This window comes from Flavobacterium columnare NBRC 100251 = ATCC 23463 (assembly GCF_002530675.1).
Lineage (GTDB): Bacteria > Bacteroidota > Bacteroidia > Flavobacteriales > Flavobacteriaceae > Flavobacterium > Flavobacterium columnare.
The window spans coordinates 24126-46249 of the sequence record NZ_PCMX01000060.1; the positions used below are offsets into that span (position 1 = coordinate 24126).

Here is a 22124-nt window from a genome sequence, read left to right on the forward strand (position 1 = left end):
TTTTATTTTATTAAACTTATAGCATTAAACAAATCTATTTCATTTGAAACGAGTAAAAAACTATTAGGCAAAGGTTTTCTTTGAATAATAATAATTGGAATATTGTTTCTTTTTGCTGCTTCTATCTTTGTTGATAAAAAACCAGATTCACCACTTTCTTTGGTAATAATAGCATCGCAACTGTATTTTTTTATGGTGTTAATTTCATGATTTAAATCATTACTTGGATATTCCATAATTATTTTTTTTGTTGGAAAACCTGCTTTTTCTGCTATTATTATTGAATTTTTTCGAGGCAAAATTCTAAAATAAGTAGAATGTTTTTCCCAATAAGGTTTTAGTTTTTCTATGGTTTGTACTCCTGTTAGTGCAAGCAAATTAGAAAAAGTGCCGCCCATCAAATAATCAATAGCTTCTTTGTAATTTTTTACATAAATAATCTCTTTAGAAATTATTTTTTCGGGATATTTTCTTTCAAAACGAATTACTGGAATTGATAAAATTTGACTTGCTTGGGCTATACACTCATGTAATAATTCTGCAAAAGGATGAGAAGCATGAATTATTATTTGAATTTTGTTTTTTGTACAAAATTCAACAAGTTCATTAGTTGTGAACGCTCCAAAACGGTAGTTTCCAAATGAGTACTCTTCATCCCATTTGATTTCCGTTTTAGTAGAGTAAAAGTAAGATAAAGCTTCTTTTTCAAGAAACTTTGCTACTTTTTTCCCTTCTGTAGTACCTCCAAAAACTAATATCATTTTTTATTTAATTCAGAATTACAAATATCAGATTAACCTTTGATTTTTACTTCTTTTCCTGTTCTAAAAATATGTTTCCATTCGGGATTGTATAAATACGAACGATTTTTTCTTGCTCCAATGGCTGCTCCAACAATTACTAAAGTTGTTAGGGTTAATTTGTTATCCCTAATTATTTGGGCTAATTCCGTAAGTTTTCCTATAAATACTTTTTCATCTTGCCACGTAACTCTATACAATACGGCTACTGGTGTATCTTTTGGATAGTGTTCTAATAATTGTTCTTGAACGGATTTGGCAATGGTAGCACTTAAAAAAATACACATGGTGGCTTGATGTTTTGCCATTTCATTTAGTTTTTCATTTTTAGGAAGAGGCGTTTTCCCTTCTCCTCTAGTTAAAATAATACTTTGTACTACCTCAGGAATGGTAAATTCTGATTTTAGATAGGCGGCGGCGGCTTGAAAAGAAGAAATACCTGGAACAATGGAGTAATCAAACCCTTTTTCATCAAAAATGGTCATTTGCTCTTGAATAGCACCATATATAGAAGGATCACCTGATTGTAAACGAATAATTAAATGACCTTTAACATAGTGTGTACTCATAATTTCTATTTGTTCTTCTAAAGTCATACTAGCTGAATTGCGTACAATAGCATTAGGTTTTGCATAATGTGTTAGTTCTATAGGAATAAGACTTCCTGCGTATAAAATTAAATCAGCTTCTTCTAATAGTTCTTTTCCTTTTACAGAAATTAAATCAGCTGCTCCTGGACCTGCTCCTACAATTATAATTTCTGCTTTTCGTTGTGCTCTTTTATCTAATGCTAGAGCAATGGTGTGTTTTTTACCTGAGACTAGGTGTATTTTTTTCTTTTCTAAAATTAATTCATTGTTCTGTGCTAATAGCATTGCAGATGACTCTGCAACACTATAAACACCCAATTTGCTCATAACTATTTCTGAAGGATTTAGCGATATTTTTGAATTCAATTCATCTGTAGTGAAAGTAATAAATGGAATTTCTAAGGTATTTGCTAAATCTATAAAGGCTGTTTCATCGTGTTTTACATCTAAAGAGCCTAATGATTTTATAGATTCTACAGCTATATTTTGTTCTTGTAATTGATTTTTAACGGATTTTTCTAATAAATGGAATTCAATTCCTCTAGAGCATCCCATTCCCATAGTAATAACGGGAGCATAATAATATAATGCTGGAATTGGCGCTTCATACACTGTATAAGTTACAGCTATTAGAAGTTCGTATTTAGAAAAGTCAATGGCATCGTAATGATAATAAATAGATACAAAATGAGGTTTGTTTTTTTCTAAAAAAGCACTGCCTTTATCTTTTATGTCTAATAATAATGCGGTAGGTTTATTATTAACAAATATAGAAATGATTTTATTCATTTCTATAGTACTTTTACTTTTCCAATTGTATTCTTTTGGTAAAGTATCTAGAGCCCAAATATTTTGCGCATCACTTGATGTTGTAATTATGGCTTGTGCTCCTATTACTTTAGAAAGATTGTTCGTTAATGTATTTGCACCACCTAAATGTCCTGATAATACTGATTGTACGAATTTTCCTGCATCGTCTATATTAATAATAGCAGGATCTTTTATTTTATCTTGAATATAGGGTGCTATACTTCTTACACAAATTCCTAATGCTCCAATAAAAATAAAGGAATCAAATTTTAAAAAATTATTTTCTAAAAAAGTATGAATTGAGTCTATTTGGGTTACATCGTTATTCTTTCTAGTAGATACTAAAATTGATTTTTGAAACTCTTTTTGAATGATTAATCCAAGTTCAATACCTTTATCAGTACTTGCTATAATTGCTGTTTTATTCATTTCTTTTTTTTTCTGCTGTTAATATGGTAATTGGATTATGTGTATCTATCGTTATTTCTATTGGTTCTAATAAATCGTAATTTAAGTTTTTAACACTCTTTATAAAGCATTCTTTACTTTCTTTTTTTACGGCATTTATTACAATTCTTCCATTTAATAAAAGGTATTGATCTATTAATAGAATAAGTTCTTCTAATTTGTTTCCATGACCACCAATGAAAACGCTATCTGGAACAGGAAGTGTACTTAAATCTATTTCAAAAAAATCACCTATTATTTTAGTGATTCCTGGTGTGGAATGTTTTTTTGTATTGATATCAAAGATGGTACTGCATTCTTCTCGTTTTTCAAAGGCAATACTGTTTAAATGTGGAAATTGTGTTTTTGTTTCAATAGATACGGATCCTGTACAAAATCCTATATCCCAAAATGTTTTTTTATTGTGTAAATCTAATTGAGAAAGACTAATTAATCGTATAGGCATTTTGGTAATCATGTTGGGACGATTTTCTAAACCTATAAATTCAATATCTCTAATTCCAAATTTTTTTTGTTTTTCTTCTTTTTTTATAAGTAACAAACAATTTAGTACATCAAATGTTTTTTTTGTTGCTTCTATTAGACTTAAAGTGGTTATTTTTTCATTTTCTGCTTCCAATGCTTCTCCTATAATCATTTCATAGTTATTAAAATTGTAGTCGAGCATTCGTTGAGCTATTATACTTGGCGTTTTAATATGATCTGTTAAAACGCCTATTAGGCTTGATTGATTAATAAGTGCTATATCTAGTTCTTTCCATGAACGTCCATGAATTGAGGTATTAACTATATTTTGATATGGAATGGTTTTTTTTTGACATAATAGTTGTAAACTATTAAAGCTGGGGTATACTTTTATGGTTGCATTTGGATGATTTTTTTTTATAGTATTGGCAAAGCCATAAAATAAAGGATCTCCAGAGGCAAAAACAATTATGGGCTTATTTATTTTTTTGTATTGATCAAAAAGTAGAGGCATTTCTTTCGCAATTTCAATCCATTGATGATTAATTGGAAGTTTTTCTTTTATTAATTCATAGTGTCTTTTGCCTCCTGAAAAAACGTGATGTTCTTTTACTATTTTTTTTACTTCATCGCTTAGAATAAAATGAGGATTATTAGGAATTCCAATAACGTAATAATCTATAGTCGGCAATTGACAATTATGAGTATTAAATGGTAATGTAAAGGATAAATTATGAGTCATTTTATTATTTATTCATTATCAATTATTCTGACCACACTGTCTTTTTCTTTTCTTTTTTCCCATTTGATTAGCTCTAATTCTGGTTGAGTATAAAACTTATCTACATATCCTAAGCATAAATAAGCTACTAATTTATTTTCTTTAGGAACGTTTAAAATGGCTTTTACTTTTTCTTCATTTAAAATACTTACCCACCCCATTCCTATATTTAATGAACGAGCTGTAAGCCACATATTTTGAACAGCACACACTACACTATATAACCCCATTTTAGACATACTGGTCTGACCTAATACAGGCTTATCAGAAGGTTTGTAGAATACAGCTATATTTATAGGGGCTTCTATAATACCTTCTAATTTTAATTTTATATATTCTTTTTGTTTTTTGTCTTGAAAATGATCAATGGCCTTATGATTTTCCTCGTCAAAGCTTTGTTTTATTTTTTCTTTAACCGTTTTATTTTTTATAATTATAAACTCCCATGGTTGAGAAAAACCTACAGATGGAGCGTTTAATGCGGAGAATAATAACTTATCTAGTAAATCTTTTTCGATTGTCTTATTCAGGAAGTGGTTCCCTCTTACATCTCTTCTATTTAGAATAATTTCTTCTAATAGGTTGGCTTCTTCTTTACTAAATAGTTTTCCGCTTTTCATTTTAATTATTATTTATTGTATGAACTGTAAAAGCTGCATTTACAATACTTGCTGCCACATTACTACCTCCTTTACGTCCTCTAATAAGAACATAGGGAATAGCTGTTAAAGCTTGTAATTTTAGTTTTGATTCAATTACATTAACAAATCCTACGGGAACCCCAATTACGCCTACTGGAGTGCATTTTTTATCTAATATTTGTTCACACAATTCAAATAGTGCTGTAGGTGCATTACCAATAACATACAAAGCGTTAGGATGTTTTTTAAATGCTAGCCTAATTCCCGCTTGGCTACGTGTTATATTTTCTTTTTGAGCTAATGCTATTGCTTCAGGTTCGTTTAAATAACAAAGTACTTGGTTTTTGTATTTATTTGAGTATTCTTTGGTAATGCCCGACTGTACCATCGTAACATCGGTAATAATGGTTCCTCCCTTTTGGAGATAATTATTCCATTTTTTTATAGCGTCATTATTAGATATATAAAGATCTTCGTATTCAAAATCAGCGGTGGTGTGTATACAACGTATTACAGCCCATTTATCTTCTTCTGAAAGATTTGTTTTTTGTAAATGTTCTCTGATTTGACGGAAACTTTCATCCTGGATTTCTTGCCCTGTATGAGGTTTTCGGGCTAGATATCCTCTAGGTGTTATTAAAAAATTTTTGAATTGGTAGGTTTGTGAATTTCCTATCATTACAAGGGAAAACATGTCAACTACGTTGGTATCAAATGTATCTAAAGTAGTAATAATGATGTTTTCTTCAGGACGTGTAACTTGACGAATTATGGCAACTGGAGTTGAAGGATGACGATATTCTAGAAAAATTTCTTTAAAACGATTGAGCTGCCAAAAGCGTTTTTTACTTCTTGGATTGTATAGTGATGTAACAAAATCGCCCTTGGCGGCAGCATAAATCCTGTTTTCTATTGTAGTCCAAGGGGTCATTAAATCAGACAATGAAATACAACAAAAATCATGTCCTAGAGGTGCTCCTAATTTTCCTGCAGAAGCTATAAATGCGCTAATTCCTGGAATTGTTTGCAAATCTATTTCTTTATCTGTTTGCGTACTGGCGTATTGATAAACCAAGGATGCCATGGCATAAATGCCCGCATCTCCTGAACTTATTACAACTACATGTTTTCCTCTTTGACAAGCATTAACAGCTAATTCAGCTCGCGCTTCTTCTTCTGTTAATTCTTTTCCTATACATTCACAATTTTCTTTTAATAAATGTTCTATAAATTGAAAATAATACTGATAACCAATAACTACATCTGCATCAGCCAAAACATTTTGTGCAAAAGGCAAAATATACTCTTGACCACCAGGTCCGATACCTACTACGCTTAATTTCATTTTCTTTTTTTTATAATTAACAATGAGAAATAAGGTATCTCTCTGTTTTTAATATCATTTATATTAGAAGTAATATATTGTTGGGTAGTTCCTAATCGTTCGCCATATAAAACGGTTAGATGACTTTTTTCTAGAAAAGATATTAAATTATGAAGTACACTTCGTATTTTTATAAGTACGACTGTTTCATAGTCTTTTAGTATTTTTTCTAGCTCATTATTATTTTTTATTCTAGGGATAATGGCAATTTTTTCGTTTAATATGGCTAAAGGAGTTTGATATTCTGCAGTTCCTAATATAAAAGATGGAATTCCTGCAATAATTTCTACATCCAGTTGGTGTTTTTGAATATGCTCTAACAGATAAGCAAAGGTACTGTAAAACAAACTGTCTCCTTCGCTTACAAAGACAATTGTTAGTCCCTCGTTATAATCTTTTAGCATAGACTGAAAAGTAGTTGCGTAAGTTATTTCTGCTTGGGTTCTATCATCGGACATTTGTAGAAACATACCTACTAATTTATTTTCATCTAACTGATGGTATTTCAAAATAGGTAAAGAAAAACTTGTTTTTTTCCCGTTAGCTAATAAAGATCCTGGATAATAAATTTTATCGGCATGTTGAAGTACTTTTAAGCCTTTTAGCGTAATTAGTTCTGGATCTCCAGGACCTAATGAAACGGCATATATTTTTCCTTTCTTCATTAATACTTTTTTCTATTTATCTTTAATTTTGTGTATTAAATTCCTAATATTTTTTTTAGGCTTGTAAGAATTGTTTTTTTTGTGACTATTTTTTCTTCTTCTTCAAATAGAATTCCTTTTACCGCTAAGTGATGTCCTATTTGTTCTTTTCCTACTTCGTTTTCAAAACCTATGATTTGTGTACGATATTTACATAACTGGCAGTTCATATTAGGATTTCCTTGTTCCGTTTCTATAATACGATCATCAATGGTTTGTAAAAGTAATTCGTCACATTCAAAAGAGGTTGTATAGCAAAATTCAGTATTTGATTTTTCTGCAAATTCTTCTATTTGATTATATATTTTTTTTAGTAAAACTCCTGTAAATAAAAAAACAGGTAATACTATAACGCGTTTAAAGGGTAAAGTATCTACCAAAGGTAAGGTATCTTTTAATAAAGGTTGTGTTACTCCTATATAGGTAGTTGTTGCAAAACCAAACCCCATACCTTCCCAAAGCATTCGGGTCATTTTGGCAATATCTGAATTGGCATCAGGATCAGCAGTACCCCTTCCTACCACTAATAGACAGGTTTCTTTTCGTTCTATAGTTGTTAGTTTAGCTTCAACTGTTTCTATTAATTTTTTAGAAAGTTGAAGTATTGAAGGGGTTATTCCAAAATGTTTTCCTAATCTAATTTTTAGATCGGGATACTGACTTTGAAGTGTATTCATTTCATAAGGAATATCATTTTTAGCATGACTTCCTGCAAAAAGAATCGCAGGAATAGCTATTATTTCACGAACTCCGTTAGTGTATAAACGTTCTACTGCTGCGGCATAAATAGGATGCGCAAATTCTAAAAAACCATAATCAACTTCATAATTTGGATAACGCAATTTCAAAAGACGTACTAATTCTTTAAATCCAGTAACTCCTTCTGGGTCTCTACTTCCGTGTCCACAAATTAGGATTCCTTTTTTAGCATTCATTGTCTTCTACTATTTTAATGGGATTATGATCTATAGGGAAAGCGTATTTTCCTAGTATAAAAACTACAGGCATTGGAACTGTTTTTATTTCTAATTTTTTTTCCATTTCGTCTAGAGTTCCTGTAAAAATGGTTTCTTCTTTTTGGGATACTTTAGAAATGGCCGAAATATATAAGGTTTCGTTTGGGGTAATTCTTTTAAAAGTAATAATTACTTCTTTTAAATTTTTATATCCCATATACATGATGAGTGTCGTTCCTGTTTTGAGCATATTGGCTAACGCTTCTAACTGTTCAAAGTCGTATGTAGCGGTATGTCCTGTACAAAACAATACGGAATTGGTTTTGTTTCGTTCTGTAAGTGGAATATGTTGAGAGTTGGCTGCTGCAATTCCTGCTGTAACTCCAGGGATAATTTCAAAAGGAATTTTTTTTTGGGTTAAAAATCGGATTTCTTCTGCTACTCTTCCGTAAATAAAGGAATCGCCTGATTTTAGACGAACAATTTTTTTATCTTCTTTGGCATGTTGAAGAAAATATTCATGAATTGTATCTTGACGTTTCATGGCATCTTCTATATCTCCATACTTTCTGCCTACATATATTTTTTGTGCACTGGGAGAAGCTAAATCTAGAATTTCTGGTGATATTAAATTATCATATAAAACAACATCGGCATTTTGAATTCTTTTAACTGCTTTGACAGTAAGAAGGTCAGGATCTCCTGGTCCAGCACCTACAATGGTTATAGTAGTTTGTTTTTTGTATTCTGAATCCATATTCTATTCTTGATTTAACAGATCCAACGGATTGGGATATTTAAATTGATACCCCAATTTAGTTTTTAATTTGTCTGAATTTATAATTTTATATACTATTTTTTGGGTAATTGCAAATGTTGGTTTTTCTAATCCTATTTTCTCTGCGGCTAATTCATAATATTCTTTTCGTTTAGGGTGTAGATCTGCACTAGCATTGAATACATCGTTCCAAATTTCTTTATTTATAATAGTTTCAATAATATTAATACAATCGTCTTGATGAATTACATTTATAGGTGCTTCTCCATTTTCAACCTCTTTTTTACCAGCCAGAAAACGTCCTGGCATTCGATCATAACCTATTAATCCTGAAAAACGGATGATAGTGGTTTTAAACTTAATTTGATCTAAAAGCATTTTTTCTACTGCTAATAAAGCCTTTCCACTTTCTTTTTCGGGTGTTCCTGTCTCCTTTTCTGTTACTATCTTATTGGTATTAGGATAAACCGAGGTAGAACTAATGAAAAGTATTTTTTGTATCTTACTTTTGAGAATTTCAGGTATTAATTTTTCAAATTGTTTTGTATGATATGTAATAATATCAGCTCTTCTTTTGGGTGGAAAATTAATTATCAGAATATCTGAATCTAAAAAATCTGCTATGTCTTTTGCTTCAATGTGGGTATCAGTTATAGAAACCAAATAAGGTAAAATACCTTTTTCTTGCAATAAAGGTATTTTTTCAAGAGTGGTAGTAGATCCCTTTATCAAAAACCCTTTTTTTATAAGGCTTTCTGCTAAAGGCAATCCTAACCAACCGCAACCTAATAGACTTATTTTTTGCATTTTTGTTTTTACTTTATTTGCTTTTTTGAACGAAGATACAAATCAAAATATAAAATAAGAATGATTCCTAAAAATCCTAAGCCTACTAAATTGTTTTCTAAATCGTTTAATTCCATAGTTGGTTTAAAAACAGTTGCTATTTTATAAATAGGAATGATAAAGCACATTATTGTAATCAATATATTTAGTTTAAAACGATGTTTTTGAATTTTCGTACGATCAAATGTTTTTAATAATTTACTTAATAAATAGGAATCAATTGTTCCTGTAAAAATAAGTCCTATAGAAAAAACAATTCCTCCTATAACTGAAAATAACCAGTGATTGGTACCTGAAATAGCTAAGCCAAAAGCAGCTATTTGGGAAGAGGTATCAAATATAAATCCAAAAACAATTCCTGTTATAAATACTGTAATGGGACTTACTTTTTTATCTAAAAATTTAGGTATTAAATATTTTTTAAGGCTCCAAGAATTGTTTTTTCGGGAATATATTAAAGAATTTATATTTCCTATTCCCATTAGTAATAATAAAAACATGGGCAACCAATTAAGAACCCAATCAACCCAAATAGGAACTTGAAAATTATTTTTTAAATAGCTTAAAATTAAAGCTATCAATGTTACCATTACGCCATGGCCTAAAGTAAATAGGGTTCCGACCCATCTAGACCATGTATTTTTATTTTCGTGCAAACGATAGGTATAATTGTCTATTACGGCAATATGATCTGGGTCTAAACCATGTCGTAAACCTAAAATAAGTAGGATTAGTAATGCAGATACATTGTTATTATTTAGTAGTTCCATAATGAGCTGATGATCTGATAATTAAAAGAAATAGGAAATACTCCCTTTTAGAAAAAAAGGCGTTCCAGGGGTGTTATGAAAATCTATGATTGGCTCTGTTTCATTTTTTAATTGTGATTGATCATAAAATTGGGCTTCATCCCATTTTGTATTAAATATATTTTCGGTAGAAAGACTAATTTCGTATCGTGGTCTGGTATATCTAATAACTACATCTGCTATAGTATAAGGTTTAGAATATACTGAGCCATCCTCAATAGCAGGACGTTCTCCCATAAAACGGTAACGTAAACTAGCGTTGATCCCATTTTCTAGTTTTAAGGTCAATCCTCCTGTTGAGTTCCATCTAGTATATAAAGGAATTAGGTTTTTTTCTTTTGGAGCTTCTCTTAAAAAGCTATAGGCATAATTTAGGTTTGTATCTGCCCATAAAAAATCTGTAAATTGAATTTTTAAAGAGGTATCTATTCCATATTTTCTACTTGATCCTAAATTTTCAAAACTTCCATCATCTGAAATAAATTTAAATTCTGAGCCACTATCTGTCCACCAAGCTGTAAAATTAAAAATAGATTTTTTATACAATTTCATTATAAAACCTAAATCAACACTTTCTGATTGTGGAACGGGATTCGTAGCAGTAGGATCTTTACTAACGGCTGTATGCGCATAGTTAGAATGAAAACCTATACCCCATTTTGCATATACTGAAAAATTAGAAGTTGGAGTAAAATGAATTTGTGCTTTAGGGTTAAAACGATAAACAGTCTTTTTGCCCGAATTGTTATCCTCTATTTTATTTTTTAAATAAAAATTGAAAAGTTCATTTCTAAAACCCAATTTAAGTGACCATTTAGGTGCAAATTGCCAATCTTCATCTAAATATAAACTATAATTTGTAATAGCTACGTCATCATTTGCGGCTTTGCTTAAAAATGCTCTTCGTAGAACATAATCTCTTCCTAATCCTAATATATCCGTTCGGGTGGCGAATCCAACTTCTGATGATAATTTTGTTGAACTTATATTATCGAGTCTATTATATGTACTTTTTAATCCAAATAAGTCCCTTTTTTCCCATTGTAATATTTCATCTCCGTTGATAGGGTCATTCATAAAAAAAGTAAAGTTTGAAAACAAATCAAAAATATTTTTGGAATAATAAAACTGATTTTTCCATGATTGATTTTCCTTTAGTTTAGTATCTAAAATAACGTTTGTATTGAGTCTTGATGCTATTCCTCCTTCTGAATCATCTATAGCACCGTATCTAGATAAAGTACCTTTTTCTATAGCTCGTAATGGCAATTGCCCAGAAGCATTCCAAGTACTTGAAAAATAAGACCCTGATAGTATAAGTGTTGTTTTTGGGGTAAGTTGTGCGTTGTATCTTCCAAAAAAATTAAAACGTTTGAATTTTAATTTACTTTCAAAAAAACCATCGGTATAATTATACTCTGAGGCAAAATAAGCGTTGTCATTCCATTTAGAAACTAAGTGCTTTTGATCTAAAATTTGAAGCATTGTTAAAACCCTTTGTGTATTAAACAAGCCCGATTCTAGTTTAACTATATTATTTTCTAAACGGTATTTAGAATTAAATTGAGCAGCTCCTGCCACTGAAAAATCTCCAAGAGAGGCCTCATAAGGTCCTTTAAAAAAATTAACAGTACCAATGGTTTCTGGAATCATAAAGTGCATATCCGCATACCCTTGTCCATGTGCATGAGAAGGCATATTAGCGGGTATACCATCCATTTGAATAGAAAAGTCTGTTCCGTGATCGTTATCAATTCCTCTTACAAAAATTTGTTCCGCTTTTCCTCCACCTGCATGTTGTGCAATAAATAGCCCTGGAACGGCTCTAAGTAAATCTTGTGCTGATTTTATAGGTTGTAATTGTAAACTGATTTGATCTATTTTGTTTTCTTGTTTTTTGATTGATAAAGCAGAAATAACCAATTCTTCTAAGTTCATTACATTGTGTAATAAGGAAATATTTAGTGATTTTTGTTCGTCTTTTTTGAAATTTATTTTTGTAGTAAATACATTATAACCTATATGAGAAACGACAATTGTTTTTATTCCTTCTGAAGCGGATTGCAACTTATATACTCCATTTTCTTGTGATATAGTACTTTCGCCAGATTCTTTTATTTTTATTGTGGCTCCTTCTATTTTGGTTTGGTTCGTTGCGTCTATAATAAAACCGTTAATACTACTTTGTCCTTGTGTTTTTTGAAATAAAAATAGGAAAAGTAAAAAACAACTTAAATTAAACAATTTAGTTATGAAATTGCTTTTATTTTTTTGAGGTTTAAAATCATCTTTTGTACTATTTGAAGAAAAAAGTAACTGCTCTTTTATTAATGTATCTTTTAGAATATGAGTTGTTACAATTTTATTTGAAGTTTCGATATTCACTTCTTTATACCAAGTATTTTCAGGTTGGATATTTACAATGGGGCCTTTTTTACAAAATCCTTGACATTTCGTTCGAATGGTATGAATTTCATCATTTAGCTCGTATTGTGTCAGGCTTTTTCGAAGCGTTTTAATATTTTCTTCTGCTCCATTATCAGTACAACAAGTACCATTACATAAATAAATGATTTTTTTAATCTTTGATAGATCCTTTGACATGTTTGATTTTTTTTTCGTTAATAATCCCGTTAACTGATTATTAGCGACTTTAGAAAAAGGACGTGTGAAAGATGGGAAGCATTACATTCACCCGTCAGCCTTTACTCCGAAAGCCGCGAATCAATACAAAGGCAGGTCTTCTGACTTGTTTTAATTATAACGCCTTCCCATTTTAGTTTTTAGATAAAAACAGTGGCATTTAGTTATAATCTTTTTAAAAACTTACAGCAGCGGGTACTGTTCCAGATTTACACTGGATTCCCTTTTAATTCATTTCCAAAATGAAAACAAAACCATTGCGGCACGAAAGTACAAAAAACTAATAGAGTTTGTTAAAAAAATACTGGTTATAGAAGAAATTATCAAAAATAACCCAAAAACACTATTTTTATTATCAATATCATAACAATTGCCGTTAGAGTAACTAAATGATTTATAAAATATACTTTTTTGAATTCATTATGCTTAATAACACGAGGATTGGTTCCTATAAATGGTTTTTCTACGATCTTTCCGTGGTATTTATTAGGTCCACCGAAACGACAATTCATAATTCCTGCTAAAGCTGATTCTGGATAGCCTGAATTAGGACTTGCATGTTGAGTTCCAAATTTTAATACAAAAGGGAATAAGCTAAGTTTTCCACTAATTAAAACCATTAAAAAAGCAGTTATTCGAGCAGGGATATAATTAGCTACATCATCTAATCGAGCGGCAAATTTTCCAAAATAACAATATTTATCATTCTTATAACCAATCATAGAATCTAAAGTATTTATCATTTTATAAACCATCATAAATGGTAATCCTCCAATAGCATAATAAAAAAGAGGAGCAATTACACCGTCACTCAAATTTTCAGATAATGTTTCTAAAACAGCTATTCGTATTTGATTTTCAGAAAGTGTAGACGTATCTCTTCCTACAATCCATGATAAACGTTTTCTTCCTGCTTCTAATCCTTTTTCTTCTAATGTATCAAATACTTCTCTTCCTTCTTGTAATAGGCTTTTATTAGCTAGACCGTAAAATATAAAAAGACTGGTAAAAAGGATATAAAGGTTAAAATTAATATCTAATAAAATACTTGATAAAAAATAAAAAAATAAAAAAACAGAACTGCATAATGCTAGAGTAAGAAAGAGTCCTTTTATAAATCTACCATTTCCTTTATTTAAAAAGTTTTCACCAAAATAGATTGTGTTTCCAAAAAAACGAATAGGATGTGGTAAGCTTCTTGGATCTCCCAATAATAAATCTAAAAAATAACCTATAAGTAATGGTATTGAAAAAATAATTAAAGAATTGTCCATTGTTGAATAGCATCAATTAAAAGTTTATTTTCTAAAGGTTTTTGTGTTGCCACTCGAAAATATTGTGATGAAAGTCCTCGGAAATTGCTAGCATCTCGAATGAGCAACTGATGTTTTTTTAAAAGGTATTCTTTTAGTTCTGGAGCTGTCTTTTTATTTGTTTTGCACAAGAAAAAATTAGTGTTTGTTGAGTAAACGTCTATATTTTGAATTTCTTGTAAAGCATTAATAAATTGAGTTGTATCTGCTAGTATTTTTTCTATTGGTAATACAATGTTAGCAGCATTTTTAACGATATATTTTCCTGCTTCAATTGCCATAGTATTTACGGACCAAGGCATTTTAACGGTTTCAATTGCTTGAATGTTTTGTTTTTGACTAATGATATAGCCTAATCGTAAACCTGGAATAGAATAGGTTTTGGTTAATGATTTTACAATGAATAAATTAGAAAAATTATTTATTTCGTTAACTATTGAAATATCAACCAATGTAAAATCTACATAAGCTTCATCAATTATAAATAATGTGTTAGGATTATTTTTTAAAAGAAAATGAAGGTCTTTTTTATGAAAAACCAATCCTGTTGGATTATTAGGATTTCCTAAAAAAACAGCTTCTGTAGAAAAAAGACTTGTTTTATTTAGATCTGACCATTTAAGGAAATTTAATGAAATATCATGTACTTGACAAGCGTCATTATATTCTGAAAATGAGGGTATAATAATTGTGGCTGACTTCTTTTGTAAAAAGTGTGCTATTAAGTAAAATGCTTCTGTAGCACCATTGGTTACTAATATTTGATTGGGTTTTAGTTGGTGCCAACTAGCTAATTCTTTTTGCAATGATTCAGCATTTGCTTCGGGATAATGAGCTATTTTATCCCAATACTGAGAAAGATGTTCTTTCAAACCTTTAGGAAATCCTTCATAAAAAACGTTTGAACTAAAATTTGCTTTAATGCTTCCGTTATATAAATAACCGTCATCTCCATGTCCTAAAATCATGCTTCTGTTTCTTTAAGAACTTCATAAATATAGTTAATGTCTATATGCTCTCGTAAGTGTTGGGCTAATAAATCATATTGTTCTTCTTTAAAAGTCTTATGATCAAATGTACTTGCTGCTACTTTTTTATTGGTTTGTAAAAGTAAGTCTTTTATAACAATTTCATTATCCAATATTCCATGAATATAAGTCCCCCAACATTTATCAGATAAATAATAACCATCGCCTGTTTTGTCATCAAAAGTATTTAGAATAGACTCTTTGTTTTCTATTGTAGAAACGCCCATGTGTATTTCATACCCTTTGCATATTTTTTGGTGTTTTTTAAAATAAAATTGTACCTGACGTGTTATTTTTTTTTCTGTAAGAATCGTTTTAACAGGAAGTATTCCTAATCCAGCCATAGTTTCTATAGTTCCTTCAATATGGTTTGGATCTTCTATGGTTTGTCCCATCATTTGATAACCGCCACAAATTCCTATAACTATTTTATTATTTTTGTGTGCTTTTATAATCGCTTCAGCTACTCCATTGTTTTTAATATCAATCAAATCCGAAATGGTGTTTTTACTTCCTGGAATAATTACAATATCTGCTTTTTCTATTTCAGAAGTTTTTTTTGTATAAAATAAATTTATGTTTTTATGTTGTTCTAATACATTAAAATCCGTGTAATTTGATACTCTATTAAGCAAAATAACCGCTATATTTATTTTATTTTCTACTGCTTGGGAGGTTTTTTTTTGAAGACTAACAGAGTCTTCTTCTTCTATATAAATATCTTTCCTATAAGGTACCAATCCTACTACAGGAATACCGCAAAGAGTTTCTATTATTTTTTTACCTTCTTCAAAAAGACGTGAATCGCCACGAAATTTATTAATGATAATTCCTTTTATTAAAGCTTTTTCTTCAGGAGTTAATAAAGCTATACTTCCATAAACACTTGCAAAAACCCCTCCTCTATCTATATCCGCAATTAAAAAAGTAGAAGCATTAGCATATTTTGCCATGCGCATATTGGTTATATCTCGATCTTTTAGGTTTAATTCTGAAATACTTCCTGCTCCTTCAAGTACGATTGGATTGTATTGTTCTGATAATCGGGTATAAGCCGCTTGTGCTTCTTTCAATAATTCCTTTTTATCATTTCCCATAAAATAATCAAAAGCTGATTGGTTCCCCAATGGTTTACCGTTTAAAACAACCTGTGAGCTCTTATCATTAGTAGGTTTTAATAAAACAGGATTCATATCCGTGCTACACGCAATCCCACAAGCTTCTGCCTGAACTGCTTGAGCACGACCTATTTCAAGTCCGTCAGGAGTAGCAAAACTATTGAGTGACATATTTTGTGATTTAAAAGGTGCTGGATTATAACCATCTTGCTTAAAAATACGACAAAATCCAGTATTAATAATACTTTTGCCTACATCAGAGGCGGTACCAACAAACATTATAGGTCTTAATTTTTGCATAGAATTTATTCAATGTAAAGAGTTGTTTTCCAGTGTTTTTCGACTAAACACCTAACTTTAAAATCTATAGATTTTAAACGATAGGGTTCTATGAGTAATCCCATAAATGTACCACTATGTGCCACAAATAAACCACAATTATTTTCTATAGCAAAATCATACAATAAAGTAAAATTTTTTTTAGGCAAAATAGTTTCGTTTATAAGAGCACTTTTTGTAACGCATTCAAAAAATGTTGTATAATCATTATTTTTTGCACTTATTTTAAGAATAGAATACAGATTTTTAAATTCTATCATTTGACTTTCGGAATATTCTCTAGCCTTCGATATTTTAATTGTATCAATATCCACATTTGGATCCGAATCAAAATATAATATGGAATAAGAAATAGGATTTAAATTTTCTAAAATTTCTCCTGACTTTTGATTAAATAATAAAGAATTAAAATCCAGACAAGGATCCGTAGGATCTATTTGAGAAGCTATTTTATAAAGAAAATGATTTGAAAATTGGGTCTTATATAACTTATTTAAAGTGAGCAAAATCCCTAATATATCAGTAGAACTAGAAGATAACCCTTTACCTACTTTAAAATTCCTTTTTTGGTTGAAATAAATTTTATCTATAGGAGAAATTCCTTTTTTTTCTATTAATGAATGAAATAACTCCCTTGCTCTATTTGATTTTATATCTAGTTTTGTTTCTTCAGCAATAGAATTTGTACTTGCAATAGTATCTGTTTTAAATAATTTAGAAGATTTATTGCTTACTAAAAATGGTTGATTTTTACCAAAAGCTCCTTGAAGAAGCTCGCCCACTTTAGCATAAGTAGTAATCTGTATTGTCATTTTCTCTTTCTTTATAGAGTTACAAAGATAAAAATTGAGAATTGATTTTTATCTTTGAAATTATGAAACCACAATTTCTTATAGCAGCACCATCTAGTAACTCAGGAAAAACAACTATTACACTTGGTTTACTACGATTATTAAAAAATAACGGATATAAAGTACAACCATTCAAATGCGGTCCTGATTATATTGATACGAAACACCATACAAAAGCTGCGGGGGAGCCAAGTATTAATTTAGATACCTATATGATGAGTGAAAGTCATGTTAAAACTTTATATAAAAAATATAGCCAAGAGGCTGATATATCTATCATAGAAGGTGTAATGGGGCTTTTTGACGGGGCAAATCGTATGCAAGGAAGCAGTGCTGAAATAGCATTATTATTAAACATTCCTATCATTTTAGTTGTCAATGCTAAATCTATGGCTTACAGCGTTGCTCCATTGTTATTTGGGCTTAAAAATTTTAATCCCATGATAAAAATTGCAGGGGTTATCTTTAACTTCGTAAATACAGAGAGCCATTATTCTTTTTTAAAAGAAGCTTGTAATGATGTAGGCATTGAAGCTTTAGGGTATATCCCTTCGAATGCTGATATTACTATTCCTTCACGTCATTTAGGCTTGTTTATATCTCCTGAACAGGACTATGAATTAATAATTGAAAATGCAGCAAAACACTTGGCTAAATCTATTGATATAAATCGTATTTTATCAATTTGTAAAGCCGATATTTCTAGTACTAAAAATCATCCTTTTATTCCAAAAAATACAATCGAATTAAAAACCAAAATCAACCCTTTTTTTAAAGACTATACAATAGCCGTAGCCCATGATAATGCTTTTAATTTTACTTATTTTGAAAATATAAAAGGATTAGAAAATTTAGGCAAAATTATTTATTTCAGCCCTATCACAGATAGCAAAATGCCTAAAGCTGATATTTTGTACTTAGCTGGAGGTTATCCAGAATTGTATTTAAACGATTTAACAAATAATATATCTATGCGTAAATCTATCTTTGATTTTTGCTCTAATGGTGGAAAAGTAATAGCTGAATGTGGTGGAATGATGTATTTAGGTAATCAAATTATTAATTCAGAAGGAATTGCTTATCCAATGGTAGGTTTTTTACCTATAGAAACTTCAATGGAAAAAGCTAAACTTTCTTTAGGATATAGAGAAATAAGGTTAGATAATCAAATAGTTAAAGGACATGAGTTCCACTATTCTAAAATAATCGAGAAGAAGAAGATACCAACTGTTGGTCAAATTTTTAATGCTAAAGGAATAGAAGTGGCAACTCCTATTTATAGATTAAAAAATGTTATGGCATCTTATATTCATTTCTATTGGGGAGATTCTAATCTTGTTGCTGATTTTTTAATTCAAGTGCCTCTTTAGAGGCATCAAAAAAACAAAGGTTTAATGAAATTTGTTTGGTGATCCAAAATTTTAAAATTGTGGGAATATTTGTCAAACAAAAAACCCTAACTCCTTTACTTACAAGGGTTAGGGTTTTAAACCTGCGGAGAAAGAGGGATTTGACTTCCTATTTCAACATATTCTATAACAGCTCGTTACAATTGAATTTTTATTTGGGTAACCGATTTTACCCCCTTTTTAATCGTAAATAATTCATTTCATTTGTGAGTTGTAAATATACTCATTTGCAATGATATAGCAAATTAAAATTCAATAAACATTACTAAAAATTGAACAAGTTATTCAAGTATTTGATTGTCTACATCTTGATTAAAACTTGTTTTTATATTTATTCAATTTCAACCAAAAATCAAGTGAGTTACTTGTTCATATTTTATGCCACTATATGTACAGAACTCTTCAATCGTTAGAAACTCATTTCCGAGCTTATTGAGGTCTTTTTTTATCTTTTGCATCAATCTAGTACTTTGGCGATAACTCTTGCCTGTTATTCGTTGTATGTCCTTCGGATAGATGCAAACCCTCTGACTATTCAATTTCATACTTTATCCATACCTTTGATATAGCTATGCTATACTTCTGACGTGCAGAAAATCTTTTGCAATTTAGTTATAATTTTCCATACTTATTTATTGTGTATTTATGTTCGTTTAAGACACTTGTGTCGATTTTGGACATATGGTACACTTGTGACTTTTTTTTTAATGAAATGCTTTGTAAACTTTGCTTTAATCATTCAAAATATGGTTGCAACTGATTGAAAGAATGAAGGAGATTTTAGATGAATGTTTAACAAAATTTTGAAGTTATGGCTAGACAGAAAGGCATAATTAAATTGAAAGGTACTATCGGAGATATTACTTTTTACAAAACGCAAGATGGACACTTGGCAAGAGAAAAAGGTGGAATTGATGCGAGCAGAATTGCGAGTGATCCTGCGTTTCAAAGAACTCGTGAGAATGGTTCGGAGTTTGGTAGAGCTGGAAAAGCAGGAAAAATACTTAGAACAGCTTTACGACCGTTGCTTTTAAATTCTGCTGATGGTAGAATGGTAAGTCGTTTGACACAAGCAATGGTTAAAGTTATCCAAGCAGATACAACTAGTGATAGAGGTTTGCGTAACGTTATTGATGGAGAAGCTGAATTGTTATTTGGTTTTGAATTTAATATTCGTGGTAAGCTTGGAACTACTTTATTTGCTCCGTTTGTGGCAACTATTGACCGTGTGGCTGGTGAAATTACTGTGGATTTGGCATCATTTATTCCTGCGAATATGATTGCTGCTCCAAGTGGAACTACTCACTACAAAATCATTTCTGGAGGAGCTGAAATTGATTTTGAAGTTGAAACGTATGTGGTTGCTACTTCTGAAACAGCAATTTTGGCTTGGGATGGAACTGCTACTGCTCCAATTAATCAAGTGAATGCGGTTACTGCTAACTCAACTAAGCCATTATTTTTGGCTTTAGGTGTTGAGTTCTACCAAGAGATTAATGGGCAAATGTATCCATTGAAAAATGGTGCTTTTAACCCATTATCGATTGCGAAAGTTGATAGCGGTGTGTAATGGACTTCGACAAGCTCAGTCTGACAAAAAAGGTTAAAAAATGGTTTTATTTTTAACTAGAACTTATTTCCCTGAAGGAACGAATGGTAAACTCGAATGCGAAGGCAAATTGATTTGTAATACAATTGAATTGCCATGGAAGATGAACGAAACGAAGGTTTCCTGTGTTCCGGAAGGGAAATATTTTATTAGAAAGCGATATAGTGCAAAATACAAATGGCATTTAGAATTGGTGGATGTGCCGAATAGAAAGTTTATTCTATTTCATCCTGCCAATAATGCTCAAAAGGAATTGCAAGGTTGTATTGCTCCTGTTACTAAACTTTCTGGACCTGGTTTAGGTATGCTATCGAGAAAAGCTTTTACGAAGCTAAAAGACTTTGTTTACAAAGCTTTGGACAATAAAGAAAGTGTTGAATTAATTATCCAATAGATCCTTTACAGGATGACAAAAAACGTAATTATGAAAAAAATCATTAATAGAGCAAAAGCTCCCACGCCAAAGTTTTTCAAAGTGCTTCGAACTGTTGGGTTGACATTGGCTGCCGTTGGTGGAACTATTTTAGCTGCTCCAATTGCTTTGCCTGCCATTGTAACTACTGTAGGTGGTTATGTTGCAGTAGCTGGAGGAGTTTTGTCAGCTGCAAGTCAGCTTACTACAACTGAGGACAACATCCTTCGACAAGCTCAGGAGGACAAAAACGGAAATGGACAATAGAACATTGATGGGAACTGCTGGAGGCACATTTTTAAGTATTGTACCCAATCTTTCATCTGATGATATTGCCAAAACGGTTATCTTAGCGACTGTTGGAGCTGTGGTCAGTTTTACGATTTCGTTATTGCTTAAAAGCCTAAATAAGAAGCACAAAAAATAAGTTTAGCCCTAGTTGTGGTGACCTTTGGGTTAAACAAAATGAAAGCCAAGTCGTGAGACCTGGCTTTTTTTTATTTACCTATATATCTGTATAAAATTACTCTTCGCATATCATTGATAAGATTTAGATTTTCATGGAAACGTTTTTCGCTTTGTTCCAAAAGCTTTAAAGTTTCGATGTTTTTAACGTGCTCCTTGTGGTCTTTTATCTCTTGGTTAACTTTTATAGAAAATTCTTTTTTAATGTCGTGTAGGTTCAAAAAAGGAATTACTGAACCTCTAAGGAATTGATGCCAGAATTTTGTTTTCCAAAGTGCATAAGCAGTTAAATTGATAGTATCAAAATCAGCTTCGTTTTCAAAAATTATAACAAAACTGTTTGTAAATGGCTCTTTTTGTGGCTTTCCGCTGTTCATCCCTTTGTTAAGTAGGAATAAATGCGGTTTTGTATAGAAAGCTCCTTTTTTGTGGGTTTTAATGATAAATTTTAGCATAACATCGGCTTTAAAAATTAAATTAATTTTCAATTTTTTGCAGTGTTTCTTATGAAATGCAGATGTGCCTCGCTACGCTCCGCCCATCAAAATTTTTCAAAAGAAAAAAAAGAAAAAAAGAAAGCCATTCGTCCAAGTGGAAGGTTTCAAAAAAGCAAGTTTTTCAGAAAAAATACTACCCGATACGTGATTGAATTTGGAAGCGTCTAATCAGAAGTTAAATGTGTTTTGAAACTGTTTGGGTGGAGATTTTTTCTGAAACCCGAAGGGCTTGAACTTGCTTTTTTGAATACCTGGAACTTATCTTTGCTTCCTTTTTTTATTTATTTTTTTTGAAATTTCCAATCATAGTTGTTATGTAATCGGAGTTGAATCGGATGAAGTTATGGTTTACGAGATTTTGAATTGAAATCAGGTCGTCTTCTAAAGGGTATTGAATTTTAAAACAGG

21 protein-coding genes and 1 riboswitch are annotated in these 22124 nt (G+C 30.7%); of the genes, 5 read left to right on the top strand and 16 right to left on the bottom strand.

Features of this window, described 5'->3' with window-relative positions; translation table 11 throughout:
- Positions 1-2: 2 nt before the first annotated feature.
- The 15 genes from cobK to B0A78_RS08840 form a co-directional block, all read right to left on the bottom strand.
- Positions 3-761, bottom strand: coding sequence for a precorrin-6A reductase (gene cobK, locus B0A78_RS08770; protein ID WP_097609590.1), 759 nt, complete (start codon positions 759-761; stop codon positions 3-5).
- A gap of 32 nt (positions 762-793) precedes the next feature.
- Complete coding sequence (gene cobM, locus B0A78_RS08775) at positions 794-2629, bottom strand: precorrin-4 C(11)-methyltransferase (RefSeq protein WP_097609591.1); 1836 nt, start codon at positions 2627-2629, stop codon at positions 794-796.
- Positions 2622-3875: a precorrin-6y C5,15-methyltransferase (decarboxylating) subunit CbiE gene (gene cbiE / locus B0A78_RS08780; protein ID WP_097609592.1), complete on the bottom strand. Its 1254-nt coding sequence runs from the start codon at positions 3873-3875 to the stop codon at positions 2622-2624. Before cbiE ends, cobM begins: the two co-directional genes overlap by 8 nt.
- Positions 3876-3883: 8 nt before the next feature.
- A complete protein-coding gene (bluB, locus tag B0A78_RS08785) occupies positions 3884-4534 on the bottom strand; it encodes a 5,6-dimethylbenzimidazole synthase (RefSeq protein WP_014164615.1) in 651 nt (216 codons plus the stop codon).
- A 1-nt stretch (position 4535) separates the two neighbouring features.
- Complete coding sequence (gene cobJ, locus B0A78_RS08790) at positions 4536-5900, bottom strand: precorrin-3B C(17)-methyltransferase (protein WP_097609593.1); 1365 nt, start codon at positions 5898-5900, stop codon at positions 4536-4538.
- On the bottom strand, positions 5897-6604 hold the full coding sequence (gene cobI, locus B0A78_RS08795; protein WP_014164617.1) for a precorrin-2 C(20)-methyltransferase: 708 nt from the start codon (positions 6602-6604) through the stop codon (positions 5897-5899). The genes cobJ and cobI overlap by 4 nt, the downstream gene beginning before the upstream one ends.
- Before the next feature lie 35 nt (positions 6605-6639).
- Complete coding sequence (locus tag B0A78_RS08800; RefSeq protein WP_097609594.1) at positions 6640-7578, bottom strand: sirohydrochlorin chelatase; 939 nt, start codon at positions 7576-7578, stop codon at positions 6640-6642.
- Positions 7568-8356, bottom strand: a complete 789-nt coding sequence (gene cobA, locus B0A78_RS08805) for a uroporphyrinogen-III C-methyltransferase (protein ID WP_097609595.1) — start codon at positions 8354-8356, stop codon at positions 7568-7570. The genes B0A78_RS08800 and cobA overlap by 11 nt, the downstream gene beginning before the upstream one ends.
- Before the next feature lie 3 nt (positions 8357-8359).
- Positions 8360-9184 carry an SDR family oxidoreductase gene (locus B0A78_RS08810; protein ID WP_077225256.1) on the bottom strand — a complete coding sequence of 275 codons (825 nt, stop codon included), beginning with the start codon at positions 9182-9184 and terminating at the stop codon, positions 8360-8362.
- 8 nt (positions 9185-9192) lie between these two features.
- Positions 9193-9993, bottom strand: coding sequence for a HoxN/HupN/NixA family nickel/cobalt transporter (locus tag B0A78_RS08815; RefSeq protein WP_065213572.1), 801 nt, complete (start codon positions 9991-9993; stop codon positions 9193-9195).
- Between the two features lie 21 nt (positions 9994-10014).
- Positions 10015-12636, bottom strand: a complete 2622-nt coding sequence (locus B0A78_RS08820) for a TonB-dependent receptor domain-containing protein (protein WP_097609596.1) — start codon at positions 12634-12636, stop codon at positions 10015-10017.
- Positions 12637-12749: 113 nt separating this feature from the next.
- Positions 12750-12949, bottom strand: a riboswitch (cobalamin riboswitch).
- 49 nt (positions 12950-12998) lie between these two features.
- Entirely contained in the window at positions 12999-13949 is a 951-nt protein-coding gene (cbiB, locus tag B0A78_RS08825; protein ID WP_097609597.1) for an adenosylcobinamide-phosphate synthase CbiB, read from the bottom strand.
- Positions 13934-14956: a pyridoxal phosphate-dependent aminotransferase gene (locus B0A78_RS08830; RefSeq protein WP_060382195.1), complete on the bottom strand. Its 1023-nt coding sequence runs from the start codon at positions 14954-14956 to the stop codon at positions 13934-13936. The genes cbiB and B0A78_RS08830 overlap by 16 nt, the downstream gene beginning before the upstream one ends.
- Entirely contained in the window at positions 14953-16434 is a 1482-nt protein-coding gene (locus tag B0A78_RS08835; RefSeq protein ID WP_014164625.1) for a cobyric acid synthase, read from the bottom strand. The genes B0A78_RS08830 and B0A78_RS08835 overlap by 4 nt, the downstream gene beginning before the upstream one ends.
- A 5-nt stretch (positions 16435-16439) precedes the next feature.
- Positions 16440-17285, bottom strand: a complete 846-nt coding sequence (locus B0A78_RS08840; protein ID WP_065213568.1) for a GHMP family kinase ATP-binding protein — start codon at positions 17283-17285, stop codon at positions 16440-16442.
- A 62-nt stretch (positions 17286-17347) separates the two neighbouring features.
- On the opposite strand from B0A78_RS08840, the gene B0A78_RS08845 reads away from it, so the two are divergent.
- The 5 genes from B0A78_RS08845 (at position 17348) to B0A78_RS14485 (ending at position 21181) form a co-directional block, all read left to right on the top strand.
- The gene (locus B0A78_RS08845) at positions 17348-18694 is read left to right on the top strand and encodes a cobyrinate a,c-diamide synthase (RefSeq protein ID WP_097609598.1); all 1347 of its coding nucleotides are present in this window, start codon (positions 17348-17350) and stop codon (positions 18692-18694) included.
- Between the two features lie 850 nt (positions 18695-19544).
- Positions 19545-20303, top strand: coding sequence for a hypothetical protein (locus B0A78_RS08855; protein WP_097609599.1), 759 nt, complete (start codon positions 19545-19547; stop codon positions 20301-20303).
- A 40-nt stretch (positions 20304-20343) separates the two neighbouring features.
- Complete coding sequence (locus B0A78_RS08860) at positions 20344-20736, top strand: DUF5675 family protein (RefSeq protein WP_097609600.1); 393 nt, start codon at positions 20344-20346, stop codon at positions 20734-20736.
- 30 nt (positions 20737-20766) lie between these two features.
- Complete coding sequence (locus tag B0A78_RS08865; RefSeq protein ID WP_014164630.1) at positions 20767-21021, top strand: hypothetical protein; 255 nt, start codon at positions 20767-20769, stop codon at positions 21019-21021.
- Complete coding sequence (locus tag B0A78_RS14485) at positions 21011-21181, top strand: hypothetical protein (RefSeq protein WP_155761354.1); 171 nt, start codon at positions 21011-21013, stop codon at positions 21179-21181. Before B0A78_RS08865 ends, B0A78_RS14485 begins: the two co-directional genes overlap by 11 nt.
- Positions 21182-21251: 70 nt before the next feature.
- Here the strand turns inward: B0A78_RS14485 and B0A78_RS08875 are convergent, their stop codons facing one another.
- Positions 21252-21707 (bottom strand): DUF6943 family protein, encoded by a 456-nt coding sequence (locus B0A78_RS08875; RefSeq protein ID WP_231138885.1) that lies wholly within the window; start codon positions 21705-21707, stop codon positions 21252-21254.
- Between the last annotated feature and the right edge of the window lie 417 nt (positions 21708-22124).